18 protein-coding genes are annotated in these 23,388 nt (G+C 52.4%); 2 read left to right on the plus strand and 16 right to left on the minus strand.

Annotated features, from left to right (window positions below; genetic code table 11):
• Position 1 precedes the first annotated feature (1 nt).
• The 16 genes from vgrG to pgtC all read right to left on the minus strand — a co-directional run bounded on the left by vgrG (position 2) and on the right by pgtC (position 18,800).
• Entirely contained in the window at positions 2 to 2,542 is a 2,541-nt protein-coding gene (gene vgrG / locus DBY68_RS01380) for a type VI secretion system tip protein VgrG (protein ID WP_108473528.1), read from the minus strand.
• A gap of 205 nt (positions 2,543 to 2,747) precedes the next feature.
• Positions 2,748 to 3,212 carry a putative T6SS immunity periplasmic lipoprotein gene (locus DBY68_RS01385; protein ID WP_108473527.1) on the minus strand — a complete coding sequence of 155 codons (465 nt, stop codon included), beginning with the start codon at positions 3,210 to 3,212 and terminating at the stop codon, positions 2,748 to 2,750.
• A complete protein-coding gene (locus tag DBY68_RS01390; protein WP_108473526.1) occupies positions 3,206 to 3,772 on the minus strand; it encodes a type IV secretion protein Rhs in 567 nt (188 codons plus the stop codon). The genes DBY68_RS01385 and DBY68_RS01390 overlap by 7 nt, the downstream gene beginning before the upstream one ends.
• A 14-nt stretch (positions 3,773 to 3,786) precedes the next feature.
• Entirely contained in the window at positions 3,787 to 3,933 is a 147-nt protein-coding gene (locus DBY68_RS22875) for a hypothetical protein (RefSeq protein WP_158529097.1), read from the minus strand.
• A gap of 234 nt (positions 3,934 to 4,167) precedes the next feature.
• Entirely contained in the window at positions 4,168 to 4,395 is a 228-nt protein-coding gene (locus DBY68_RS22705) for a hypothetical protein (RefSeq protein WP_146745427.1), read from the minus strand.
• A complete protein-coding gene (locus DBY68_RS22880; RefSeq protein WP_108473525.1) occupies positions 4,385 to 4,564 on the minus strand; it encodes a hypothetical protein in 180 nt (59 codons plus the stop codon). The genes DBY68_RS22705 and DBY68_RS22880 overlap by 11 nt, the downstream gene beginning before the upstream one ends.
• 123 nt (positions 4,565 to 4,687) lie before the next feature.
• Complete coding sequence (gene tssH / locus DBY68_RS01400) at positions 4,688 to 7,333, minus strand: type VI secretion system ATPase TssH (RefSeq protein ID WP_108473524.1); 2,646 nt, start codon at positions 7,331 to 7,333, stop codon at positions 4,688 to 4,690.
• Between the two features lie 172 nt (positions 7,334 to 7,505).
• The gene (hcp, locus tag DBY68_RS01405; RefSeq protein WP_108473523.1) at positions 7,506 to 7,997 is read right to left on the minus strand and encodes a type VI secretion system effector Hcp; all 492 of its coding nucleotides are present in this window, start codon (positions 7,995 to 7,997) and stop codon (positions 7,506 to 7,508) included.
• Positions 7,998 to 8,001: 4 nt separating this feature from the next.
• The gene (locus DBY68_RS01410; protein WP_199538642.1) at positions 8,002 to 9,726 is read right to left on the minus strand and encodes an OmpA family protein; all 1,725 of its coding nucleotides are present in this window, start codon (positions 9,724 to 9,726) and stop codon (positions 8,002 to 8,004) included.
• Positions 9,727 to 9,729: 3 nt separating this feature from the next.
• Positions 9,730 to 10,383: a type VI secretion system protein TssL, short form gene (gene tssL / locus DBY68_RS01415; protein ID WP_108473522.1), complete on the minus strand. Its 654-nt coding sequence runs from the start codon at positions 10,381 to 10,383 to the stop codon at positions 9,730 to 9,732.
• Positions 10,380 to 11,717, minus strand: coding sequence for a type VI secretion system baseplate subunit TssK (gene tssK / locus DBY68_RS01420; protein ID WP_108473521.1), 1,338 nt, complete (start codon positions 11,715 to 11,717; stop codon positions 10,380 to 10,382). The genes tssL and tssK overlap by 4 nt, the downstream gene beginning before the upstream one ends.
• Before the next feature lie 18 nt (positions 11,718 to 11,735).
• Positions 11,736 to 13,283, minus strand: coding sequence for a type VI secretion system contractile sheath large subunit (gene tssC, locus DBY68_RS01425; protein ID WP_108473520.1), 1,548 nt, complete (start codon positions 13,281 to 13,283; stop codon positions 11,736 to 11,738).
• Between the two features lie 32 nt (positions 13,284 to 13,315).
• Complete coding sequence (gene tssB, locus DBY68_RS01430) at positions 13,316 to 13,813, minus strand: type VI secretion system contractile sheath small subunit (RefSeq protein WP_108473774.1); 498 nt, start codon at positions 13,811 to 13,813, stop codon at positions 13,316 to 13,318.
• Positions 13,814 to 14,345: 532 nt separating this feature from the next.
• Positions 14,346 to 15,593 (minus strand): sigma-54 dependent transcriptional regulator, encoded by a 1,248-nt coding sequence (locus tag DBY68_RS01435; RefSeq protein WP_108473519.1) that lies wholly within the window; start codon positions 15,591 to 15,593, stop codon positions 14,346 to 14,348.
• A complete protein-coding gene (gene pgtB, locus DBY68_RS01440) occupies positions 15,583 to 17,577 on the minus strand; it encodes a two-component system sensor histidine kinase PgtB (RefSeq protein WP_167405889.1) in 1,995 nt (664 codons plus the stop codon). Before pgtB ends, DBY68_RS01435 begins: the two co-directional genes overlap by 11 nt.
• Positions 17,578 to 17,588: 11 nt before the next feature.
• Positions 17,589 to 18,800: a phosphoglycerate transport regulator PgtC gene (pgtC, locus tag DBY68_RS01445; RefSeq protein ID WP_167405888.1), complete on the minus strand. Its 1,212-nt coding sequence runs from the start codon at positions 18,798 to 18,800 to the stop codon at positions 17,589 to 17,591.
• A gap of 413 nt (positions 18,801 to 19,213) precedes the next feature.
• Here pgtC and pgtP point away from each other — a divergent pair, with 413 nt between their 5' ends.
• Positions 19,214 to 20,602, plus strand: a complete 1,389-nt coding sequence (pgtP, locus tag DBY68_RS01450) for a phosphoglycerate transporter PgtP (RefSeq protein WP_108473517.1) — start codon at positions 19,214 to 19,216, stop codon at positions 20,600 to 20,602.
• Positions 20,603 to 20,868: 266 nt separating this feature from the next.
• Positions 20,869 to 23,274, plus strand: coding sequence for a membrane-bound PQQ-dependent dehydrogenase, glucose/quinate/shikimate family (locus tag DBY68_RS01455; protein WP_108473516.1), 2,406 nt, complete (start codon positions 20,869 to 20,871; stop codon positions 23,272 to 23,274).
• The last annotated feature ends 114 nt before the right edge of the window (positions 23,275 to 23,388 follow it).

Genomic DNA, 23,388 nt, shown 5'->3' on the forward strand with positions numbered 1-23,388 from the left:
GTTATTCGCCCTCCTGGCTATCAGCAATATTGCGCGGATATTCGATTTTTAACTGCGATGGCATAGACGTAAATATTGGAGAAGTCTCTCCTTCTGCACCGGAAATGCCCTCATAAACCTCCCCTTCAGCCGTCGTAATTTTATATGTCGTGAAAGGCTTGACTGCTCCGCTTGCTAATGACGTCGTGGTAAACCCTTCGCTGTATCCTTTCGGGAAAGTCGCCGGTGGTGTATCCAGTGTTGCAGGACCTGTCTGATTAACATTGGCCGCTTTCAGCAAAATATTTCCCGGACATCCCAGCTCAATATTCCCGCCACTCAGTTTTATATAAGCACCACCACAACTTAAAATCAGTTCCTTGCTGGCATTTACCTTCACGCTACCCTGACCACTGGCGACAGTGATGTCCTGTAATGCTGAGACATTCATGGCATCAGCTTGTGCCTGAATATCAACCGTCCCTGCCCCTGCATACATTTTCATTCCTGCAGCCTGTGCAAACAAACTTACAGCCTCGCTTGCCGCTACAGTGAACGATTGCCCGGTGCTGATATCCGTGTTTTTACCTGACATAAGGCCAATACTTGCCCCGCCTGAAGCAAGCCGGACAGCCTCAGGACTGAGAATACCTATTCCAGCGGGAGCACTGGCCAGCAATCCTGGCATTTTTAGATATTTCAGTGAGCTGTTTAGCGTCTTTTGGCTGTCGATGTCAGATACTGTTGCCTGTGCCCCTTTCGCAGCGGCCTGGAGGCTTCTTGCCAGCGAGAGTGCCTGCTCCAGTTGTTCTACAGCCCTGTCCATTTCAAGCATTTTACTGCCGACGTCAGGCTGAGCATCTGCAGTAAGCAGAATGCCCTTACCACCACGAAGACTGACCCAGTCGTTAGTGCGCAACTCTGCCCCTTCACCACGAAGAACCCTGGAAGCATTGACGTTGTGCCCTAAATTCAGTTGGGTCTTACCCCCGTATTCGGTACTGAGCTTAATGTGCTCTTCGCCGCGCTTGTCCTCCATCCGCAGTTTGTTCAGACCAGCGGTGCGGATAACGTTACGCGTGCTGTTCAGTTCAGTGACGTGGTCAACGTGGCGGGAGTCGTGAAGGGCGTGAGCGATGTATGGACGGTCTGGGTCACCTTCATGGAACGCAATGGCGACTTCAGTACCCTGTATCAGCGGAAAGTGAAAACCGTATTTGTCACCCCCATAAGGTTTGGCAAAACGCACCGGCATGCTTTCCATGCCCTGTTTTTTGTCATCACGGTCGGCATCAAACTTCACCCGGTACATGCCGGATGCATCCTGCCAGGCGTAGATGTCGTTATCTTTGGCACTGGTCACACGCGCCATCAGCGTACCACTGACCACCGGGCGTTTTTTGGCGGAAGGACGCCAGCAGCGGTTCTCGTAGTACGGCATCCCCTCCCACATCACAATCAGGGCATCTTTACGGCTGGCTATATAGTCCGTGCGGGTAATGATTACGCCGTTGTCCGTTTCTGATGGCAGTGTCGGCAGAACCACACTTTCACTTATGGTCAGCACCTGGGCCGGAGAAAGCAGAGCATCATTACTGCATCCGCTGACTGTCGTTTGTCCGGACAGAAAGCGCTCATGCTCTAGGCGGGCCCAAAAGTTGCCTGTTTCAGCTGATGGTGTGATTTTGTCTCCGCGCTCAAGATGGCGCGGCAGGTACTGATAAACCTCACCGTAGGTAACACCGTCACCGTCGCCTCGGGTCATGTCCGCCGGTACAGAGGTCAGGACATTCTGGGCTTCACGGTGATTGTAATCGCTGGCGGTGACAGAGCGCTCAACCACGTTCTGTCGGACGTTAATCCCCCATACCGAGTCCGCTGCATTATCACTCATTCCCGATGGGCTGCTGAGCGGCAGAGACTTCCCGAACATCCATGCACTCTGCTTGTCGGCGAAATGCACCACTTCGGTCTGGGTATCGGGCTGTAAAGTGAAAAAGTAGAAAATCCCCACTTCGGCCAGTAGACGCTCAATGAACTCGAGGTCATTTTCCTTGTACTGGTTAATCTGTTCACGCTTCGGATAGTCGGCTTTGAGGGTGAACTCATACTCCCAGTCTTTCAGGCCATGTTCCTGAAGCACCTCAGTAACCACCTCTGGTACCGACTTATCGACAAAAAAGCGGTGGGTACGGAATTGATTGCGCAGCAGAGACAGGAACGGCTCAATAATAATTTGGTACATCGCCTGGTCACGTGAACCACTGATACGCTTAAAATGCGTCACCACGCCATGCACCACTTTCTGCCCGGTCAGCCCCATCAATGGCCCGGTACCCATGGTCAGCGTGGCAGGTTTGGTCAACAGTTGCGCTGAACTGATATTCTGATCGCTACTGGTAAATATGATGGTATAGGTATAAAGCTCACTCATGAACTCATTACCGTTAAACTCTTCCACATCCAGTGAGGCAGTACAGGACGGTATATCCAGACGGTAGCGGTTCAGCCCATCTTCAGTTAGGGCAGACAGGGTGTTCTTAAGCGTATCTGTCAGACTCATGATTTTGACTCCATGGGATAACCTGCTGTCCATGACTCTATTGATGAAGGGCAAGTAGCAGATTTAATCAGGGGTACTCAGCGAGTACGAAAAAGTTATTACCATTCCAGCCCCGACAGCGCAACGAGGGCTCTAATCATTTATTCGGGCATTTCAAAAATGTTCATGCTAAAGAAAATTACTCACTTCCCGAGACTGCCATTCATCAATTCTTTATCATTTCATCATACGGCCTTAGGATCTCCATATCGTTGGGTCGTATGCTATGGACCACGCCGTTATTCACTTCAAGCGCTGAAACAATACGCCGAGGACTGTCTGCATGCCTTAAAGAGGCAAAACTGGCTTGAATGAAATACTGACCATCTTTATTAAAATTATAAAACGATGGTGGAATACAAAGTAATTCATTACTTATCCGTAACTGTGGGCTGAAAATTATTTTTTCATCTTTGGGTTCCGTCCCCCGAGGATTAATGGATATGTACTTTAATTCATAGTCATCGCCATCATTGACAGAGAAGCAAACACTCCCATCATTAACAATGATATGCCCCTCTTCATCTGGCTGCAGTCTATCGCCAGGCCCTGGACATCCTGTTAAAGTTTGCAAACATATGACAGCAAGCAGGCTTGCACGCAGAACCCGAACAATGATCGGAATTACCATGGAAAACCTCTTAACGCGTTTTTATACCCTTGCTTAATGACAGATTCAGAAATATCGCCCTCCAAAGTTATACTATGGTCAATCCTCAGCTTTAACCAACCATAATACCCTTTACTTTGCAACGCAAAATTATCTGCAATGATTTGCGCTTGCTGTTCCATTGGATATTCGCTTAACAGCCGTCCATCGAGCACATATCGATAGCTCACCATCCAGCTTATCAATCCTCTGGCAATGACATTCATTCCCCGCTCTCTCTGCCAAACATGGCTCATTTCGTGAATAAATAAATGTTGTAAAAATGGCAAGCTTTTTGAGAAGTCATCGCGATACCAATACAGGAAATATATCTCACCATTCGGCGTCATTGCTGTATATTCATCCTGCAACCCAAATGGTAGATAGCTACTGCGATGGATTTTAACCTTCTCGTAATCGATCCGGCTACCAAATACCGTTCTGGCTAAGGCGATTTCCCCGGAGGTCAGTTTTCTGACTAATTCATCATCCTGCTTCTTGTCGTTCTTATTTTTCTTCTCACTATCATCATGAATGGTCATTCTCTGCCTCCGGATTAGCGTTCAGTCGCGCCTAAAAATTCAAGCAAAATCCCCCCTTCATCACTCCAGCCGAGCATCAGGGAGCGTGGTTTCTGCTTCGCTGCCATATGTTGACTCAGCACCGGCAGAATCTGCTGATTCAGCAGGCTGTCCACGCGCACCGATTTTTGCCAACAACAGGGTTGAATAACTTCCCCGTGCCCATATTGAGTATGGCCCTGGCCATTTTAATTAAATATCCATTCTATAAGCACCATCCACATTCAGAATGATATTAAGTAAAACCTTGCAATTATAATGAATGACCACTTGAAATGCTCTCACTCATCCTAAATACAGGCTAGCGTAAAGTTATAATATCCATAACCATCACCTCACCACTTTCCGATATAAAATTAATAGCGATCGGTCCATTTTTTATGTATTTTTGGAAATGTATAACAATAGATCGCATAACCAATAAACGCAGCAACCAGAGAAATCCCCCCCCGATAGAAACGCCCCTCTTGCTCTGATGCAAAAAAGAACCAACATGCAAGAATAAACCCTAAAAGTGCCAGCGTCGCACCAATAGTGCAAATTATATTAAAGCCTACAGAGATACCTATTTTTTTAAAATTCATAACTCACCAAAGCAGTATCTACAAATCTTAGCGAACTCTTCTGAATTGTATTCATCAACAAAGGGGTAATGACTTTATAAATAGCTTCATCATTGAAAGTAACTTTCTCTATTAACCTTGCCAGCCGATATTTATCATCCTGATTCTCCCTGCGGTGTTCAGTATCCATAAAATCATACCCAAGATATGCCACCCTTACGGGAAATGAAATAATCCCTTTCGCCACCCATTAATGGAATTCAGCATATCTCTGGCAATCTCTTACGCACTATCCATGATCGATATCCTTTAATTAAAGGGCTACCAGGCCTTCAAACGCCAGCACCACCCCCTCGTCCTCGCTCCACTCCAGCGTCAACGACTGTGGTTTCTGCTTCGCCGCCATATGAGTCAGCAACTGCTGACTCAGCACCGGCAAAATTTGCTGGTTGAGCAGGCTGTCCACGTTACGCGCCCCGGTATCCGGCAGCAGACAGGCGGCGGTCAGCGTATCATACAGGCTCTCATCAATATGCGTGGTCAGGCCATAGTGACGATGTAAGCGCTTGCTGACCTGTGACAACTTCATCTCCACAATGGTACGCATAGCGCGTTCAGCCAGCGGGCGGTAAATCACGGTCTGGAAGCGGGCCAGCAGGGCTGGCTGGAAGTGATCGCGCAGGATCGGGCGCAGCAGTTCATGCAAGTCGCCTTCGGTGGCTTCCGGCTGTTCATCGAGCAACTGCATCAGGTGGTCGCTACCCAGATTAGAGGTCATCAAAATAACGGTGTTACGGAAGTCGATTTCACGGCCTTCGCCGTCGCGCATAAAGCCGCGATCGAACACCTGGTAGAACAGGTTCATCACGTCGCGGTGCGCCTTTTCGACTTCATCGAGCAACACCACGCTGTAAGGCCGTTTGCGAACCGCTTCGGTAAGAATGCCGCCCTGGCCGTAACCGACATAGCCCGGCGGTGAGCCTTTCAGTTGAGAAACCGTATGCGGTTCCTGATATTCAGAGAGGTTGATGGTGATGAGCGATTTTTCTCCGCCGTACATCACATCGGCCAGCGCCAGCGCGGTTTCGGTTTTCCCCACACCGCTCGGCCCGACCAGCAGGAACACGCCCTGTGGGCCATTCTTTGACGTCAACCCGGTTTTCGCTGCGCGCAGACGCCGGGCGATGGCTTCGAGGGCCACTTCCTGCCCCACAACGCGCCTGCCGATTTCATTTTCGAGAGTCAGCAGTTCACTCTGCTCATCTTTCATTAATGAAGAGAGCGGTACGCCAGTCCAGTCGGCAATCACGTTGGCAACCGTGCGGGTATCAACATCCACCTGCACCAGCGCGTCACCCTGTTGCTCTGCCTCCAGTTGCTGTTGCAACACCATGATCTCCGCCTGCTGGCTGATATCCTGACGGCGGGTCATCAACTGCTGCGCCAGATCTTTTTCCGTGCTGAAGCGGCTTTCCTGCTGTTGCAGCGTCTGTTCCCGCTCATCGCGCAGTTGCGCAATGGCGTTCAGTCGCTCGCCATGACGGTTGCAGCCTGCGGCGATATCTTCCAGCAGGGCTTGTTCTTCCAGCTCCAGTGCGGTCAGCTGTGCTTTCAGACGCACAATGGCTTCCGGCACGGTGTCGAGGCTCATTCGCACACGCGCGGCGGCGGTGTCGAGCAGGTCAACGGCTTTGTCCGGTAGCTGGCGGCCTGTCAGGTAGCGGCGGGAGAGCGTAACGGCGGCACGCACCGCATCATCGGTAATATGTACATGGTGATGTTCCGCATAGCGGGATTTCAGTCCACGGAGCATCAGGCAAGCGGTATCGTCATCCGGTTCATCCACTTTCACCATCTGGAAGCGGCGTTCCAGTGCCGCATCGCGTTCGAAATATTGCTTGTATTCGCTCCAGGTTGTGGCAGCGATAGTCCGGAGTTCACCGCGCGCCAGCGCAGGCTTCAGCAGATTGGCGGCATCCGCGCCACCGGCCTGATTCCCCGCACCGATAATGGTATGCGCTTCATCGATAAACAGCAGGATCGGTGTCGAGGAGTGCTGCACCGCATCAATGACGTTTTTCAGGCGTTGCTCAAACTCCCCTTTCACTCCTGCTCCCGCCTGTAACAAGCCAAGATCAAGCGTCCGCAGGCTGACCGGTTTGAGGGATCCCGGTACGTTGCCCTCGGCGATGCGCAGGGCCAGCCCTTCCACCAGTGCAGTTTTACCAACGCCCGGTTCCCCCACCAGGATCGGGTTGTTCTTACGACGGCGCGAGAGAATGTCGACCATCTGGCGGATTTCGGTATCACGGCCAAACACCGGGTCGATCTTGCCCTCGCGGGCTTTGGCGGTGACATCGAGGGTGAATTTATCCAGTGCATTTTGCAGCGCGGGCGAGAGCACCCCCTCTTCAACCGCCGCGCCAATCGGCCGCCCGACCATCTCCACGTCGCCTCCCGCGTGGGATAACGCTTCCTCCTGCTGCGCCTCCGGGCGTTCATCGGATTGCGCATCAAGCAACGGGCGCAGGCGTTCCAGTTGCGTTTGGCCAATTGTCAGTAATGGCCACAATCCATCACAACGCGCGAGTTTAGGTTTCCCCACCAGCGCCATCAGCAGATGGACACTTCTGATTTGTTCTTCTCCAGCAAGAGAGGCAATCAGCCAGCTCTCCTGAAGCAGTGTCTGAAGGGAGTCAGAGAGCTGTGGGCGTTTACGCACAGAGCAAGGAAGCGCATCAAGCCAGTCGAGCAAATCCTGCCACAGTGCATCCATATCCCACTCGTAGCGGCGTGCCAGCACCGTCAGATCACCTACCCCCTGTTCGAGCAGCTTCAGCAGCCAGTGCTCCGGCAAAATTTCCGCATGAGCACGCGTCTGGCAGAGGGACGCTGCGCCTTCCATCGCGCGGGCACAGTAAGGGTTCAGACGTCGCAACAGAATGGCTGGATTTTCCATGACTCTCTCTCTTTGTCGGTTCCTGGACACGCTACCGCCCATCGCTGTTTCCCGTGAAGGGGACCAAAGCGCATACGGTCAGGCGGGCAGTTTGTGGTTTTCTTTGCTGAAAGCCCGCATCAGACAGGCACTCAGCAAAAACTGCGGACAGGAAACCCTGTCCGCATGCGACTTACGCGGTGGCGCGTTCGTTCCAGGAATCGGAATGAATGATGTTGCCGTCTTTGTAGGTCCAGGTGATTTTTTCGTAACGCAGTTCGATCTGCTCGAGGTGGTTATGTTTCTCGTAAGCAGGATCCTTGATGTCGTGCATCACCGGATTCACTTTCACCACTTTCACGTTTTCCAGTTTGGTGTTGAAGTACTCCACTTCCTGGCCCGCATCGTTGATTTTGTACCATTTGAATTCCGCAGACTTAAGGGTCTGACCGGTGGTTACCGCCTTGTACAGGTACGGGCTGGACGAGTCGATTTCCTTGGTGAACAGGAACGGCGTGTGGATACGGGTACCGGTCAGCTTGCCGGTGTTGTTGTCGGTCGGGATATACAGGTTGTGCTGCTGTGCAACCACTTCGATGCTGCCTTCGCGATCCTGAACGTCTACAGACCCTTTAATGTCCGCACCGCCGTCGTCTTTCAGCCAAAGATAAACAGGAATTGCCATGGAATTACTCTCCATTTGATTGTGATTCGTCACCATCCAGCGATGACGTTGGGGTTTTGCCGGGTATCTGACAGGCATCGGCCTGCGGAACCAGACTGATTTCGACACGGCGGTTGAGCGTGCGCCCTTCCGCCGTGTCGTTAGTTGTGATCGGGCGACTTTCACCATAGCCCTGCACCGCAAAACAGCTTTCCGGTACATCGCCGGTATCACGCATCCAGTCACGTACCGCTTCAGCACGTTTCAGGGACAGCGTCTGGTTCAGTTTCGGGTTACCCGTGTTATCGGTATGTCCGGACACGACAATCAGCCAGCCCGGTTTCGCCTTAATGCCGACCAGAGAGTTCACCAGCATTTTGGTGGACCCGGCTTTCAGCGCCGATTTGCCCGAATCGAACAGCGACATGCTGTCAAGGCGGATGGTTTTCGGACCCTGAATAATTTTCTTAATGATCGGCGGAGGCGGTGGCGGAGGAGCCCAGTCGCTGACGGCAGCCTCAATGGGCGGCACCAGGCGCAGCCCCTGATACAGACCCAGTTGATAACGCAGTGGCTCCCCGCGACGCGCCCAGTCATCCAGCAATGCGCCATCGGCACGCAGGCGCTGCTGGGCACGTAGTTTCGGGGCAACAGGCTCACCCGTCAGCTGGTGATATAACGCAAGGTGATCACCCACATTACGAATGAGCCGATGGTTGTTCATCCAGGAGGCAAGCATCGCCAGTGCGAGGAAAATCCCGCCCAGTAATCCGGCGTTGCGCCAGAACATCATTCTGTGGCTAACACCACGTCGGCGCGGTAACGCTGGCAGGAGCATTTCTGGCAGAGGCAGTGGCCCTGCGGTGACAACGACGTCCGGTGGTAGCGCCGTCACGGCGGTGATGTGCTGTTGCCACAGATTGCCCGAGACACCGCTCACCGGCACCATGCACATGCCCTGCGCGCAGGGCTTCATCTCCGGCAGCTCACCTCGCCGTACTAACAACAGGTCATCCACTGCGCTTTTTTGCCAGGCCAGCAGACTGTCCAGCCACAGGCTCTGACTCAAACGAGAATGGCGTGTATCAGAGCCGGTCTCCCGGGCCCACTCCGTCAGTGACACATTGCCCTGACCGGGTTGAAACACCTGAATACCGCTTCGTTGGCTTAACGTGGTAAACCAGACAGGCTCAGTTTCCGGGCCAGGCACTGGGGGCGATACCCAGGTCACGGTCCACAGCGGAGGGATCGTGCTAAATGCCGCACGGCACTGAATGACAGCACGTTGCCAGCCTCGCAGGGACTGAGTAAAACCCTCATAGGAGGTGTGCTGTTCAGGTATCACCGCCAGCATGACGGAGATTTGTGACAACAAGGCCGGGCGCACCAGGCTCAGCTGCTGAGCAAAGAGGGGGAGCTGCTCCGCATCCTTCACCCACAAATACCAACCCTGACGGGTTTCCCGGTAGCGGGTTCCGGACATAAACAACGGGGAGTTATCGCCACAGACGAGGATCACCGCCCCCTGAAAATCCTCCGGCGGCAGGTTTTCATCCACGATCTCACCGACAGCGGTCGCACGTGCCTGCGAAGCCCGACGTTGACGCCAGAACATCCCCCCGGATACCAGCACAACCAGCAAGCTGAGTGCCACGCGGCTGCCCGTGGACAGCGGCCAGAATCCAAGAATGAGCCACAGCGCCAGCACAGCCCCTATGGCAGTTAACAGACTTCGGTATGCATCCCGCATAGCTTACCCCGGCCTGACAGTCTGGCTTACCAGTTCGGCAAGCGAAGACGAAAGGAAGAACCAGAGTGCTGCCAGAGCAGCAGCAGCCACAACCCAGGTCAGCCAGTATCCCCGACGACCACTACGCAGGCCAGATACCCGGGCAACAATGGGAGCGTCCTGTGCCAGCATGAAGGCCGGTACCCGTTCCGCAAGCGCGCGAACAATATCTTCCCGACGCTCATCATCCTGGGCGCGATATTGCCCCACAAATCCCAGTTGCAGAGTCCGGTGCATACAGGTCAGGACGGCGGGATCTGGTGCCGTTTCTTTTAGCAAGTTTCGGATGCGCTCCCACAGTTCCTCACCCGCATTGAGGGTGCCGAAGAAGTGCGCCTGCAGTGGATCACGGTGCCAGGTTAGATAACCATCGTCGGTAGTTCCCCGGTTCATCACGCTCTCATCAAGCAGTGCACACAAGGCATACACCATATGATCACGGCTGATGTCGCTGTAACCTGCCTCGGTGAGCGCCGTTTTCGCCTCCTGCACCAGACGACTGGCCCGGCGATAGAGCCCTTCCCCGTCCCGGACTTCCTGCCCGCCGCGCAGCTGGCTGGCCATCAGCCAGCCCGGGTAGAAAATACGTTCTATCTGGCTGAGTTCGGATTTATTCATACGCGCAGCACCGCAAAGAGTTCAAGATCCACATCCCCCAGTGAGCGCGGGGTATAGAAGGTGCAGTTGCCCATCTCAAGCATCGCGCGAGCCGCATCAGTACTCAGATCCAGCGAGAAATACTGGTTCTCAAGACGTAACGGGATAGCGGCCGGAACATGGGTCAATGGCTTGATAACCATTCCGCTCAGGGCCACATTCACCACATTAGATACATCATCAAAGCTGCCCGCTTTACACAGCTGCGGGAATTTCGTCTGAAGTTCAGCGTTCGGCATGGAGGAGCGTACAGAGAGGTAGAAATCTGCACCTTCGCGCAAACGCGTATCGTGCAGGGCGCCTTTCCAGATCTGATCCTGATGCTCTAGTTGGATACTCACCACCCGCGAAGGCAGGCTCGCTTCCAGCAGCTTATCGAGCAAGGCCAATAACGGCGGGAATACCCGTTCGGGAGCATCGTGCTCATAAGCAGGAATATCGCTCGCGTCATGCTCCAGTGAGAACGTCAGCAGGCTGCCGGCCAAACGTGCCAGCTCTCGGTACAACAGTTCCGGGTGACGTTCCGGCGTCTGCAGCAGTTCTGTCAGTACCGGCTCGGCGCTGTTCAGGGCATTGAGCAGCCAGAACAGGGAGACATCCGCTACCGCAAAGTCGGCCATCCGCTCATTGCTTTCGCGGCGCATGGCCATCAGGCGACGGCGGCGAGCCTGTAGACGGACCAGCAGGTCACCCAGTTGCGTCGTCACTAGCGGGCTTACAGCAACAGACAACATCGGCGGGATAAAGGCCGGGTCACGGCTCCACTGCCCCTGTGCATTACGCACCAGACGGGCCACCGGACAGGTCAGGTATGCGGTGTTTTCCTGGCTGGACAGACGCAGGGTCAGCGCATGACGCAGGATCGCAAGCTCCCCGCTTTCATGGCCGGCCAGTTCCTGCACCACCACACGCTCCGCTTTCCAGCGACGCGGGCGCTCACTGTCCTGTCCATTATCGAGGTTGCCACCACTGGCGCTTAACAGCGGCAAGGCGGCCACAACATCAACAGTCTCAGCGCCAGCAGCAACAGACACATCGCAGACCGGTGGAAGATTATCTGCCAGGCCCGTATCGACAAAGGTACCGTCCTGAAAGCGCACCACCAAACGGGTAGCATTGAGACGCGAGAGTGCCAGTGCAGCATCATCAAACTCTGCCGCAACCACGCCCCAGGGATGAGAAATTCCCATCCGGGCGACCATGTCAGCAACGTGTTCATTCCAGCGAGCTTGCTGCTGGAACTGTTGCGGGGCCAGAGCGGCCCCATCCTCCCAAAGTGGGCGGTAAATTTTCATCCCTGATTTCCTCTCGCCTTAGGATTTGGCTTTCGGCATCTGGGAAACCAGTGACAGGTTGACGTCCATCCCTTCCACCTGGAAGTGTGGCACCGCATAGAGTTTCACACGGAAGAAGCCCGGGTTGTCCTCAATATCTTCCACCACCACTTTGGCGTCACGCAGCGGGTGAGAAGCCTGCAGTTCGTCGCCAGGATCGGTCATTTCAGTGACCAGGCTACGCACCCAGGTGTTAAGCTCAAGTTCCAGCAGACGACGGTCTTTGGTGGTGCCGATATTTTCACGCTGGATTAACTTCAGGTAGTGCGCGATACGCGATAGCAGGAAGATGTACGGCAGACGCGCGTTGATACGGCTATTGGCCGTGGCATCTGCGGTATCATACAGGGCTGGTTTCTGGGTGGAGTTCGCACTGAAAAATGCTGCAAAATCGCGGTTTTTGTAATAGGACAGAGGAATGAAGCCCAGGTTCGCAAATTCAAACTCGCGGGTTTCCGGGATCATCACTTCTGACGGGATCTTCACCTGATTACCGGTGCCCAGATCGTACAGATGAATAGGCAGATCTTGCACGGCACCGCCGGCCTGTGGGCCTCGAATTTGTACGCACCAGCCGTTGTTAATAAAGCTGCGCACCATATTGGATGCAAACGCAAACGAGGCGTTGGTCCACAGGTATTTGTCGTGATCCGGGCCTTTCACCTCTTCCACGTAGTTGAAGCTGCGTACAGGCACTGTATCCGGGCCATACGGCAGGCGACCCAGCACACGCGGCATCACCAGACCGATATAGCGGGCATCGTCCGTCTCACGGAAGGATTTCCATTTGATGTATTCAGCGCGGTCGAAGTAGTTACCGATATCTTTGATGGCCGCCACTTCCTCCATTGAATCTTTCAGGAAAAATTTCGGGCCGGCAGAGCCGATAAACGGCATGTGGGCAGCAGCGGAGACTTTAGAGATGTTGCGCAGCAGGGCAACATCCTGTGCAGAGGCATCAAACTCGTAGGCAGAAATCAGCGCGGCAATCGGCTCTCCGCCCGGGGTATCATACTCATCAATATATGTGTGTTTATACAGGCCGCTCTGGATGATTTCCGGGCTGTCTTCGAAGTCCTGACGCAGGTCTTCTTTGGACATATCCAGCAGTTCAACTTTCACGTTCTGACGAAAATCGGTTTTGTCGATCAGGGATTTCACACCGCGCCAGAGGCTCTCCACCGCCTGAAATTCTTCACTGTGCATTACCGCATCCAGCTGACGGCTAATCTGGTAGTCCAGCTCTGCGATATGGTGGTCAATCAGATTTTTGTCGAGTTTTTCAATCTTTGAGCCCGATTTTGTCAGGCACTCGAGAAACACCTGCATTCCGGCCGTTAGACGTTCATCCGCAGTCGCATCCGACATCGCCTGCGCGTCCTGCCAGACATCCAGCGCACTCAGTTCAGACACCGGGTTAAGATTAATTTTTTCAAACAGCGACGCATAAACCCCACCTGCTGCAGGACGTTCCAGCACAACGCTTTCGCCAGCCGCGGCGTTTTCATTTTTTACAGACATGAGCATTCCTTGGTTAATCCGTGATTACCGGGTGACGGTTAGGGGTGTTTTGGGGCCAGATCTGAAAGTTCGGCTCTGAGTTCTGCGCTTAATGCTGGGTCGAGTAGAATTTTTTCAAGCTCCTTTCGGAAAGCCTGATTGTCCAGCAGGTTCGCTTTTAAATCGCGAAGCAAATTACGCATGGAAAGCATCGCCTTCAGCTGAGGAATTTGACGGGAAACCTGCTCCGGGGTGAAATCCTTCATACTCTGGAATGTCAGACTGATATTGTCTTCGCTGCCGTCATTAGCCAGCGTATTCTTAACGGTGAGGTTTAATTTTGGGGAATATTCAGAAAGCACAGAGTCAAGGTTATTTTTATTGAGATTAACTTTTTTGCGCTCAGACAACGGCGCAGACTCCTGACCATTACTGAAATCGCCCGCCACCAGTAATTTCAGTGGAAGTTCCGTTTTCTTGCTCGCGCCCCCTGTATGCAGGTCAAGCTTTAGATTAATACGTGCCTTTGGCACTTCATTCTGGAAACTATCAGCCATCTCATCATCCCTCAGTTTAGTGCTGTGCACACTTTTCAAACGAAAGTTCATTGCACGCCATAATAGAATAATGATCGACAAGAGATCAAATTTACCGATCTTTAATCTGATTTAAGTAAATTTCTAGGAATTTTCCTCTGAGCACATCTAGTGAATGGTACTGAAATGTCAGTAAAACGAACTACTTTTATTACACAAAGCAAACATTTATCTCGAAGCAGTTAAAGATATCGGGAAATTATTATCTGAATGATCGTTGATTGATTTAAATCAATATAAACAAAGCGAGAATCCCCATGCATTTTAGAAGATAGGGTTTTAGGTCAAAAAGAGAAAAGGAGCAGAAAATTACAACGTTGCTTTATGTGAGCAACACAGCGTTTGCCATAAGGAAGCGTCAGGAGCGAAAACGGCTTTATGTGCCGAAGAGAACATTTCATTTACAGTCAGAGTTGAGCATGACAGCTGAGAGTGCTCAAATTCGACGTTAGCAGGGGGCACCATTCAGCCCTCCTGCCAACGTGTTATCTCACTACATCTTATAATGCTCTTTACTCAAACCATGCTTTTTCATCCGCAGATAGAGCTTTTTGCGGGGAATCTGCAAATACTCTGCAACCTCATTAATGCGTCCCTGATGAATATTTAACGCCTCGGTAATGATCTGCCGTTCAATTTCGTCGATACGTCGATCCAGCGGCGTTGGTTCACTGACATGCAGATGCGGGTTAGCCACTTCCGCCAGCGGCAGCACGCCCACCGCGAATAATTCAGCGGCATTCGCCAGTTCACGGATATTATTTGACCACCCCCGACGCAGCATTCTTTTCAGGACTTCGGCCCCTACGTCGGGTACAGGATGATTAAGACGCTGGCAGGCCTTGTGTAAATAGTGATGAAATAATGGTTCAATATCGTCCAGTCGCTGGGATAAGGGCTGACAGAAAATTTGTGTCATGGCAAAGCAGTAATAAAGTTCTGCAACAATATTATTGGCAGCGGCTAACTCAACCAGAGAAGAGGGGCTGATGCCAATCAAACGGAACGGACGCTGTTCCAGGCTTTGAAGCTGAGCAAGCTGGTATTGCTGTTCCCGGTTTAGATTTTCCGGACGACTTATTACCAGCGTGCCGCCATAAGCTCGGGCAATAACGTCCTGAAACTGGGCCCTGTTTTCAGGCATCACGTCGTGGCAGATGAACAGCCCGTCTGCATTGCGTCCTAATTGATGAAGATAACGCGCGCCGGTCATGCGCCCAGTTCCCGCCTCCCCGTGAAACCAGACGGCAATATCCGTTTCACTGAGTTGCTCCAGACGTTGCCGATAACGTTGCGTCCATTCGCTACGCCCTACCACCTCGACCTGTAGTCGTTGTTGGTGGCGTAAACGGCGGGCGATAACCGACTTTCTTTGGCGTAAGGCAGCATCAACAAGTGTCAGCAATTTACCGGGATCGACCGGTTTTTGCAGGAAATCCCAGGCCCCTTTTTTCACCGCTTCGACGGCCATAGGGACGTCGCCATGGCCAGTAATCAATAAGACAGGCAGCTGTTTATCGTCGCGATGCAGCATCGTCATTAAATCAATGCCAGAGCAACCCGGCATACAGACATCGCTAAGCACGATTCCAGACCAGTCTTTCTCAATCCATTGCTGCGCATCCAGCGGATTATTACAGACAAAAATGCGGTAACCCGCCTGTTCAAGCAGAAGGGTATAGGCATCCAGCACGTCGGCATCATCATCGATCAGCAGAATGGAAAACTCGTTACTCGACATCATTTACATCCATCATTTTAAATTGCAGCACCACACAGGCATTTTTTGTTACGGTCGATGCCAGACGCAGTTCTCCTTCCATTTGCGTCATGAGCGAGACGCAGATCGATAAACCAATGCCCAGCCCAACATCTTTACTGGTTGTAAAAGGCTTCAACAGCGTCGGCAGCAAATGCTCGGGCCACCCCGGGCCATTATCGGCAATGAGCACACAAAGCGTGTCTCCCTCTCTTTGCCAGCTTACGTTTATCTCTGCGCCGCCTGGGCACGCATCCAGGGCGTTCGCCAGAATATTCACCAGCACCTGTTGCAGACGAACCTCTTCCCCGCGAACCCATGCATTTGTCTCGGGCAGAAACATCACGGCTTGTTGCGGCTTATGGCGCATGGCAAGTAATTCCCAGGCGGCATTAAAGGTCTGCGTTAGGTCGACGGGCTTTAACGCTATGTCCTGATCGGCACGCCGCGTGAATTGCCGCAAAGACCGTATGATGGCACCAATCCGGCTGACCAGTCCCTCCCCTTTAAGCAAGGTTGTTTTAGCCTGATCGGTTTGCCCCATATCGATAGCACGGCCCGCAGTATATAAATACATCGATAACGCATTCAGAGGCTGATTAATTTCATGCGCAAGCGTGGTCATGGTTTGCCCGACCATGGCCAGTTTTGCCGTCTGAATCAGTTCATCCTGCGTTGAGCGTAAATCCTCTTCGATGGCTTTACGCTCGGTAATTTCCTGCTCAAGTTGTCGCTTTTGTGAATGTAACAGGCCAAGCGTATGACGCAGTAAACCGGCAATGCGTCCAAGTTCATCCCGGCCATACACGGGAATATCCGTGGTGGTAGTGCCCAAACCAATTTGCACAACCGCCTGATTCAACGCGGTAAACCGCTTAACCAGTCGCGATCGAATAAAATAGTGGTTCAACACCCAGGCCAGTAAAAGCGCGAGACATGTCGCGACCAGAATTAACCCGCCACTCACGCGAACAATCTGTTCCATTCGCTGATTAAAGCGTTGCATTTGCTGATGACTATTACCGAGTTGTGTCTCCAGCAATACGCGAAACCGCCCCAGTGTCGCTTCACGCGTGCGGCTGACATCGATGAGGGCTTTTTGCGCGGCGACATAATCGCGCATTGTGTCAGGCATATTATTTTTCACCATGCCGATTTCCAAAAGCTCATCAATTGTTTGCCGCAGCGTAATAGTGCTGGGCCAGTCATCCAGCGCGCGGATATTTTCATCCGCCGTTTTTTTGAGATTTTCAAGATAACGAATATGCGTCTCAACCAACATCCCGTCATCATTTCCCGATTTCAGTTCATTCAGGCGATCGCGAAGATCGTCAACAATCTGATTTTCAATGCGCGAGAGTGTATAGACCTGCTGTTGCTCATTTTGCACTTCCCGGGAACGCTTCAGGTATTGCGCGGTATCGCCCTGGCGGGTTTCAATTTGATCAAGCAATGTTCCCTGCTGCCAGGTAAAATCCTGCACCAGCGAATTTAGCTCGGTCGTAAAGTCATCATGCAGCCAATCGATTCTGGCGGAAAGTTCACTGACCTTTTCACGTACCAGAAACATGTTATAAAGCGCTCTGTCCAGCGCGGATAACAATTTCCGGCTATCCTGCAAAATCATTGATAGTTGTTGATGCTCTTTGGGCGTCAGGCCCTGGCTGAGCCGCTCAATTTTATCCAGTTGCTGGATAATCTGATTTCGCAGTTGTAAACGCACCGTGGTGTTAGGTGCTAATAAAAACTCGTTTAACTGATCGACGGCCAGATTTAAGCTTCCTTCAATCTGAAAAGCAGAATGAATGCGCGGAAAATACTCATCAAGTGAATAACGTATCTGCGAACTTTGTTCGTGCCAGGAGTAAAGGCTAACGCTACTGACAATTAAGGTCAGAAGTGCCCCCATTAAAAAAGCGCCGCGTAAGCTATTACTGATACTCATTTGCCGCACGCGTTGCAGCACCGACTTGCCCTTCATTTCAACTCTTCCAGTTTATTGATTGCCTGGCGTTGGTTATTCAGAAACCAAAGCTGCCATTCCATCATCTGTTGCTCGGCAAAACTTTTATTATCAAACTGCGCCAGCCAGGCTTCATCTTCGCTGCTCGCAGCATCAACCGGCACGCGGGTGAGCAACGCGCGAATGTCAGGCAAAGGCCGTTTAAGCCGCGCTTCAGCGCTGTGAAGCGCTCGCCAGGCATCTTTGAGTTGCGCGAGACGAAAGCTGATCGCCGTATCGAACATGCGCTGCACCAACTGCTGACGTTTCAGTATCAGTCGATAGTTCAACGGCGGCTGGTTCATCAACACGGCCTGCTGCGCGGCTCTGGGATTGTCGGAACTCAGCGGCGTCACCGGGTATTTCCCGGTATTGGCATCAGCCAAAATACGCTGACCTTCCGGGCTGAGCAGATAGCGAATAAAACGCCGGGCTTCCCCTGCATGCTGGCTTTTCTTGAGCACCGCCACATAGGTAGGCGAAACCGCCGATTGGGGGAAATAGCTAAACGTCAGATGCGGATCGTTTAACAGCAAATTGGCATAGTTATCAATAACCGGCCCGGCGACGCCGAGCCCGCTCTTAATTTTATCGGCAACGCCAAAACTTCGTGATGAAATGGTCACTAAATTGCCGGCGCTCGCCAGAAGCGTTTCCCAGCCCTGCGCCCAGCCTTTTTGCTGCAACAGCGCTTCAATCATCAAATGATTGGTATCAGACCTCGACGGGCTGCTCATCAGCAGAGCCCCCTGGTAGCGCGGATGCATCAAATCATCCCAATCTGCGGGAGCAGGAAGATGACGTGCAGCCAGCGCCGAGCGGTTAATCAACAGGCCAAACCCCGAAATCGCAACGGCAACGGAGGTAGATCGAATCGACTCAGGCACCAGGCGCAGACTGTTCTGTGGAACCTCTTCCAGCGGTGCAAGCTTTTGATGTTCCTGAAGGTGCTGGAGCAGCATCGGTGAGGAAGTCAAAATAAGGTCGACATTTTCAGCGTTGGAGGTATCCAGTAATTGCTCCAGAGAAGCGCTGGTACGGTTGAGTGTCCGGATGGTCACGGAATCAGGCTGCGTTTGCCAGCGCTGAATAATCCACGCGGTCGCGCCGGGTGAAAATGTTGTCGCCATCACCAGTTCGCCATGTTGTGCCAACGTCGGCCTGGAAAGCAGAAACAGCGATAACAAAATAGCGATTTTGCCCAGTCTTCTGACCAGGTGGCAAAACACGAATGTGATCCCTCTCATAAATCTCAAATTCCCGCGAAATAAAAATTGTGGCAAAACTTACCCGTTTTAAATTATCCGTAATGCCGTTGACGAATACGGAGATATCCTGGCAAGCATTGCTGAACTGTAATAATGATACCAGAGGAGGATAATGCAATTTGTTAATAGCCGCACAAGACGAAGATAAATCTGATATCAAAAATAATAATAAACTGGTTAGTCATAAATTACTGAGTCAAAAATGGCCTATCTGCATACTCATTTGAGTCACTTTTGACACATTTCCTGAACTTGAAGCCATACGGTAATTACCGCACTCTTTATGTCGATTACTCCTGCTGTCTATATCAATTAAAAGTACAGGTGACACCATGTTATCAATATTTAAAACAGGACAGTCCGCCGATAAAGTTCCGGCGGAGAAAGTTCAGGCAACCTATAATCGATACCGGATGCAAGCGTTGCTTAGCGTATTTTTGGGCTATCTGGCATATTATATTGTTCGTAATAACTTCACCCTCTCGACGCCTTATTTAAAAGAGCAATTAGATCTCAGCGCAACGCAGATAGGCTTACTCAGCAGCTGTATGCTAATTGCCTACGGCATCAGTAAGGGTGTGATGAGTAGCCTGGCTGATAAAGCCAGCCCAAAAGTATTTATGGCGGCGGGCCTGGTACTGTGCGCCATCGTCAACGTTGGGCTGGGTTTCAGCACCGCATTCTGGATTTTCGCCGCGTTAGTTATTCTTAATGGCCTGTTTCAGGGGATGGGCGTTGGCCCCTCTTTTATTACCATTGCAAACTGGTTCCCTCGCCGGGAACGCGGGCGTGTAGGTGCATTCTGGAATATTTCTCATAACGTGGGTGGCGGTATTGTCGCGCCAATCGTTGGGGCTGGATTCGCTATTCTGGGAAGCGAACACTGGCAAAGCGCCAGCTATATTGTCCCGGCCTGCGTGGCCGTCGTTTTTGCACTGATCGTGCTGGCACTGGGTAAAGGCTCTCCGCGTAAGGAAGGTCTGCCTGCGCTGGAAGAGATGATGCCGGAAGAAAAAGTGGTGCTCAAAACGCGCCATGCGGTCAGCGCACCGGAAAACATGACGGCGTTCCAGATTTTCTGCACCTATGTCCTGCGCAATAAAAATGCATGGTACGTCTCTCTGGTCGATGTTTTCGTCTACATGGTGCGATTCGGTATGATCAGTTGGTTACCCATTTACCTGCTGACCGTTAAACACTTTTCCAAAGAACAAATGAGCATTGCGTTCCTGTTTTTTGAATGGGCCGCGATCCCCTCTACGCTGCTGGCGGGATGGTTATCCGATAAGCTCTTCAAAGGGCGTCGTATGCCACTGGCAATGATCTGCATGGCGCTGATTTTCGTTTGCCTGATCGGCTACTGGAAAAGTGAATCTTTGCTGATGGTGACCATTTTTGCCGCCATCGTGGGCTGTCTGATTTATGTCCCGCAGTTCCTTGCCTCTGTGCAAACAATGGAGATTGTACCCAGCTTTGCGGTGGGCTCCGCAGTCGGTTTGCGCGGCTTTATGAGCTACATCTTTGGCGCCTCACTGGGTACCAGCCTGTTTGGCGTCATGGTTGATAAAATGGGCTGGCACGGTGGTTTTTATCTGCTGATGGGCGGGATTGTCTGCTGTATTTTGTTCTGCTACCTGTCCCATCGTGGGGCACTGGAACTGGAACAGCAGCGTAAAAAAGACGCCGAAGAAGCGTCCTCACTTCAGCTCGCTGACGCCTGATCCCAGGCACTTTGCAGGGAGACTTCCCCACCGCTCCCTGCAGTGTTCTTTCTGATCAATCTCCATTTGTTATACATTTAATGCTCATAAGTTTTACATTTATCTTACAAATAAATAAACTTCCTTACGTTGTAGGCGCAGGCACTTCCCCTTCGGATTACCCACCATAACAACAGGATCTCAGGCGGCTAACGTCCTTCGCAGGATGATGTGCCAGCCCGCTGAGCAATCACGCATTGAATGACTGACTTTGTATGGGATGAACAATGGACGAACAAAAAAGCAGAGGCGGAGGCGTGTTCTTTACGCTCTACCGCTTACTCTTCGTATTGCTCAGTGTTGGCACTGGGCTGTTTTTAACCATATGGGGCGGCAAGCTCCTGTCGCTGGGCGGTAGCGCCTGGTACCTGATCGCCGGCCTGGCGTATTTGGTTATCGCAGTAGGCTATCTGCTGCGCCGTAAATTTGCCCTCCCCCTTTCTATTATTACCTTTGTCCTTACCCTTTTCTGGGCGCTCTATGAAGTACAGTTCAGCTACTGGGGGCTGATTCCTCGTCTGGTGGTTCCCGCGCTCTTATTCATGCTCGCCCTGTGGCTCACCACCACGTTGCCCGTTCAGCGTGCATCGGTGCGTGCGGCTAACCGCAGCGCCACGGTGATTTTTGTCGCCCTGCTGGCGACACTGGTCTCGGCGTTTTTCCCACACGGTGGCATTCATAATGGTGTTGTCGATACCCACGCTGGTAAAGAACCTACGCTGGCGTCAAAAAGTGATAACTGGGAATTCTTTGGCCGCGATGCATCTGGTACACGTTATGCCCCCTACACGGATATCACACCTGAGAATGTAAAAAACCTAAAAGTCGCGTGGACGTATCACACCGGTCGCCGCTTAACCGGGCCGGGTATCGGTGTTGATGAAAACACACCGCTGCAAATTGGCGACACACTCTACTCCTGTACCCCGCTGAACGTGGTAGCGGCTATTGATGCCGATACCGGTAAAGCCCGCTGGCGCTTTGATCCGCACGCGCAGACCGCCGAACACGTGACCTGTCGCGGCGTGGGTTATTACGACGCGCAAAAAGATGATTCGCTGAGTGCGGAAGAGAAAGCCAGCCCGGCGCTTCAGCAATGCCCGCAGCGTATTATCATCTCGACCGTCGATGCCCGTCTGATTGCCCTGAACGCCAAAACCGGCGAGCTGTGCGACAGCTTTGGTGACAAAGGCAGCGTCGATCTGAAACAGGGTATGGGCGATACGGAAAACAGTAAGCGCTATCACCCGACATCCATTCCGATGATCATGGGACACATTGCGGTGATTGGCGGCTGGGTGCGCGATATTGTACACGGCGAGCCTTCCGGCGTGGTGCGCGCCTATGATGTGCGTACGGGTGATGTGGTCTGGGCCTGGGATGTCGGCCAGCCGGAAAACATTACCGACCCGGAAAAAGCACGCGCCTACACCCTTGAAACGCCTAACGTCTGGACGGTACCCGGCTTTGATAAAGAGCTGAATCTGGTGTATCTGCCAACCGGTAACGGCCCGCCGGATTACTGGGGCGGCGATCGTAACGAAGCCAAAGAGAAATACGGTTCGTCCGTGGTGGCTGTCGATGCCAGTACCGGTAAAACCAAATGGGTCTTCCAGACCGTTCACCATGATATCTGGGACTACGATTTACCGTCTCAGCCCGTTCTGTTCCACATGAAGAACGAGAAAGGCGAAGAGATCCCGGTTCTGATTCAGACCACTAAAACCGGGCAAATCTATGTTCTCGACCGCCGTACCGGGAAACCGGTCACCAAAGTGGAAGAGATTCCGGTACCGCATCAGGGTGCGGAAGGTGAACGCCTTTCCACGACTCAACCGTTCTCTACCGGCATGCCGCAGTTAGGCGTTGAACCGCTAACCGAGAAATCAATGTGGGGCGTCACGCCGTTCGATCAGCTGATTTGCCGAATCGATTTTAAAGAATCGACCTATCTGGGCATGTTCACCCCACCGTCAGAGAAACCGTATATCGAATGGCCAAGTCTGCTGGGCGGGATGAACTGGGGCGGCATCACCATCGATGAACGTACCGGCACGCTGTTCGTCAACGATATGCGTATGCCGCTGCGGATGTCGCTGGTGCGCCAAAAAGATATGGCGAAATACCACGTCTCGACCGACGAAGTCCCTGGCTTTATGGGCACCGTTCGCCCGCAGGTCGCGGGCCCTTATGGCGGTGTACGTATCGATATTCTGCAATCTGCGCTGGGCGTGCCGTGTAACACCCCGCCGTTTGGCACCATGAGCGCGATTGACCTCAATACGCGTCAACTGGTGTGGCAGGTGCCGATGGGTTCGGTAGAAGATACCGGCCCGCTGGGAATGAAAACCGGCATGCACATTCCGCTGGGAATGCCGACGCTGGGCGGCCCAACCTCAACCGCCTCTGGCCTGGTCTTCTTTGCCGGTACGCAGGATAACTATCTGCGTGCGCTCGACGCCTCAACCGGGAAAGAGCTATGGCGTGCCCGTCTGCCGGTGGGCGCCGTTGCCGCGCCGCTGATTTATAAATCACCGAAAACCGGTAAAGAGTATGTCGTTATTTCCGCAGGTGGTGCCAGCCACTCGCCGGATGTGGGTGACAACATTATTGCTTACGCGCTGGAAGATTAAGTTCTGACAGACAAAAGGCCGAAGCGTTTATTCCCTCTTCGGCCTTTTTTAACTAAATTTTTCTAACGACTTCGTTAATTTTTCTGCCTTTAATCCGCCACAATAGTTTGCCAC

This window comes from Pseudocitrobacter sp. RIT415, assembly GCF_003057695.2.
In the GTDB taxonomy this organism is placed as follows: Bacteria; Pseudomonadota; Gammaproteobacteria; order Enterobacterales; family Enterobacteriaceae; genus Pseudocitrobacter; species Pseudocitrobacter faecalis.

Excerpts from the sequence above, each read along its gene's own strand:
- vgrG (WP_108473528.1), bottom strand. The coding sequence starts at position 2,542 with ATGAGTCTGACAGATACGCTTAAGAACACCCTGTCTGCCCTAACTGAA.
- DBY68_RS01385 (WP_108473527.1), bottom strand. The coding sequence starts at position 3,212 with ATGGTAATTCCGATCATTGTTCGGGTTCTGCGTGCAAGCCTGCTTGCT.
- DBY68_RS01390 (WP_108473526.1), bottom strand. The coding sequence starts at position 3,772 with ATGACCATTCATGATGATAGTGAGAAGAAAAATAAGAACGACAAGAAG.
- DBY68_RS22705 (WP_146745427.1), bottom strand. The coding sequence starts at position 4,395 with ATGAATTTTAAAAAAATAGGTATCTCTGTAGGCTTTAATATAATTTGC.
- DBY68_RS22880 (WP_108473525.1), bottom strand. The coding sequence starts at position 4,564 with ATGGATACTGAACACCGCAGGGAGAATCAGGATGATAAATATCGGCTG.
- tssH (WP_108473524.1), bottom strand. The coding sequence starts at position 7,333 with ATGGAAAATCCAGCCATTCTGTTGCGACGTCTGAACCCTTACTGTGCC.
- hcp (WP_108473523.1), bottom strand. The coding sequence starts at position 7,997 with ATGGCAATTCCTGTTTATCTTTGGCTGAAAGACGACGGCGGTGCGGAC.
- DBY68_RS01410 (WP_199538642.1), bottom strand. The coding sequence starts at position 9,726 with ATGCGGGATGCATACCGAAGTCTGTTAACTGCCATAGGGGCTGTGCTG.
- tssL (WP_108473522.1), bottom strand. The coding sequence starts at position 10,383 with ATGAATAAATCCGAACTCAGCCAGATAGAACGTATTTTCTACCCGGGC.
- tssK (WP_108473521.1), bottom strand. The coding sequence starts at position 11,717 with ATGAAAATTTACCGCCCACTTTGGGAGGATGGGGCCGCTCTGGCCCCG.
- tssC (WP_108473520.1), bottom strand. The coding sequence starts at position 13,283 with ATGCTCATGTCTGTAAAAAATGAAAACGCCGCGGCTGGCGAAAGCGTT.
- tssB (WP_108473774.1), bottom strand. The coding sequence starts at position 13,813 with ATGGCTGATAGTTTCCAGAATGAAGTGCCAAAGGCACGTATTAATCTA.
- DBY68_RS01435 (WP_108473519.1), bottom strand. The coding sequence starts at position 15,593 with ATGTCGAGTAACGAGTTTTCCATTCTGCTGATCGATGATGATGCCGAC.
- pgtP (WP_108473517.1), top strand. The coding sequence starts at position 19,214 with ATGTTATCAATATTTAAAACAGGACAGTCCGCCGATAAAGTTCCGGCG.
- DBY68_RS01455 (WP_108473516.1), top strand. The coding sequence starts at position 20,869 with ATGGACGAACAAAAAAGCAGAGGCGGAGGCGTGTTCTTTACGCTCTAC.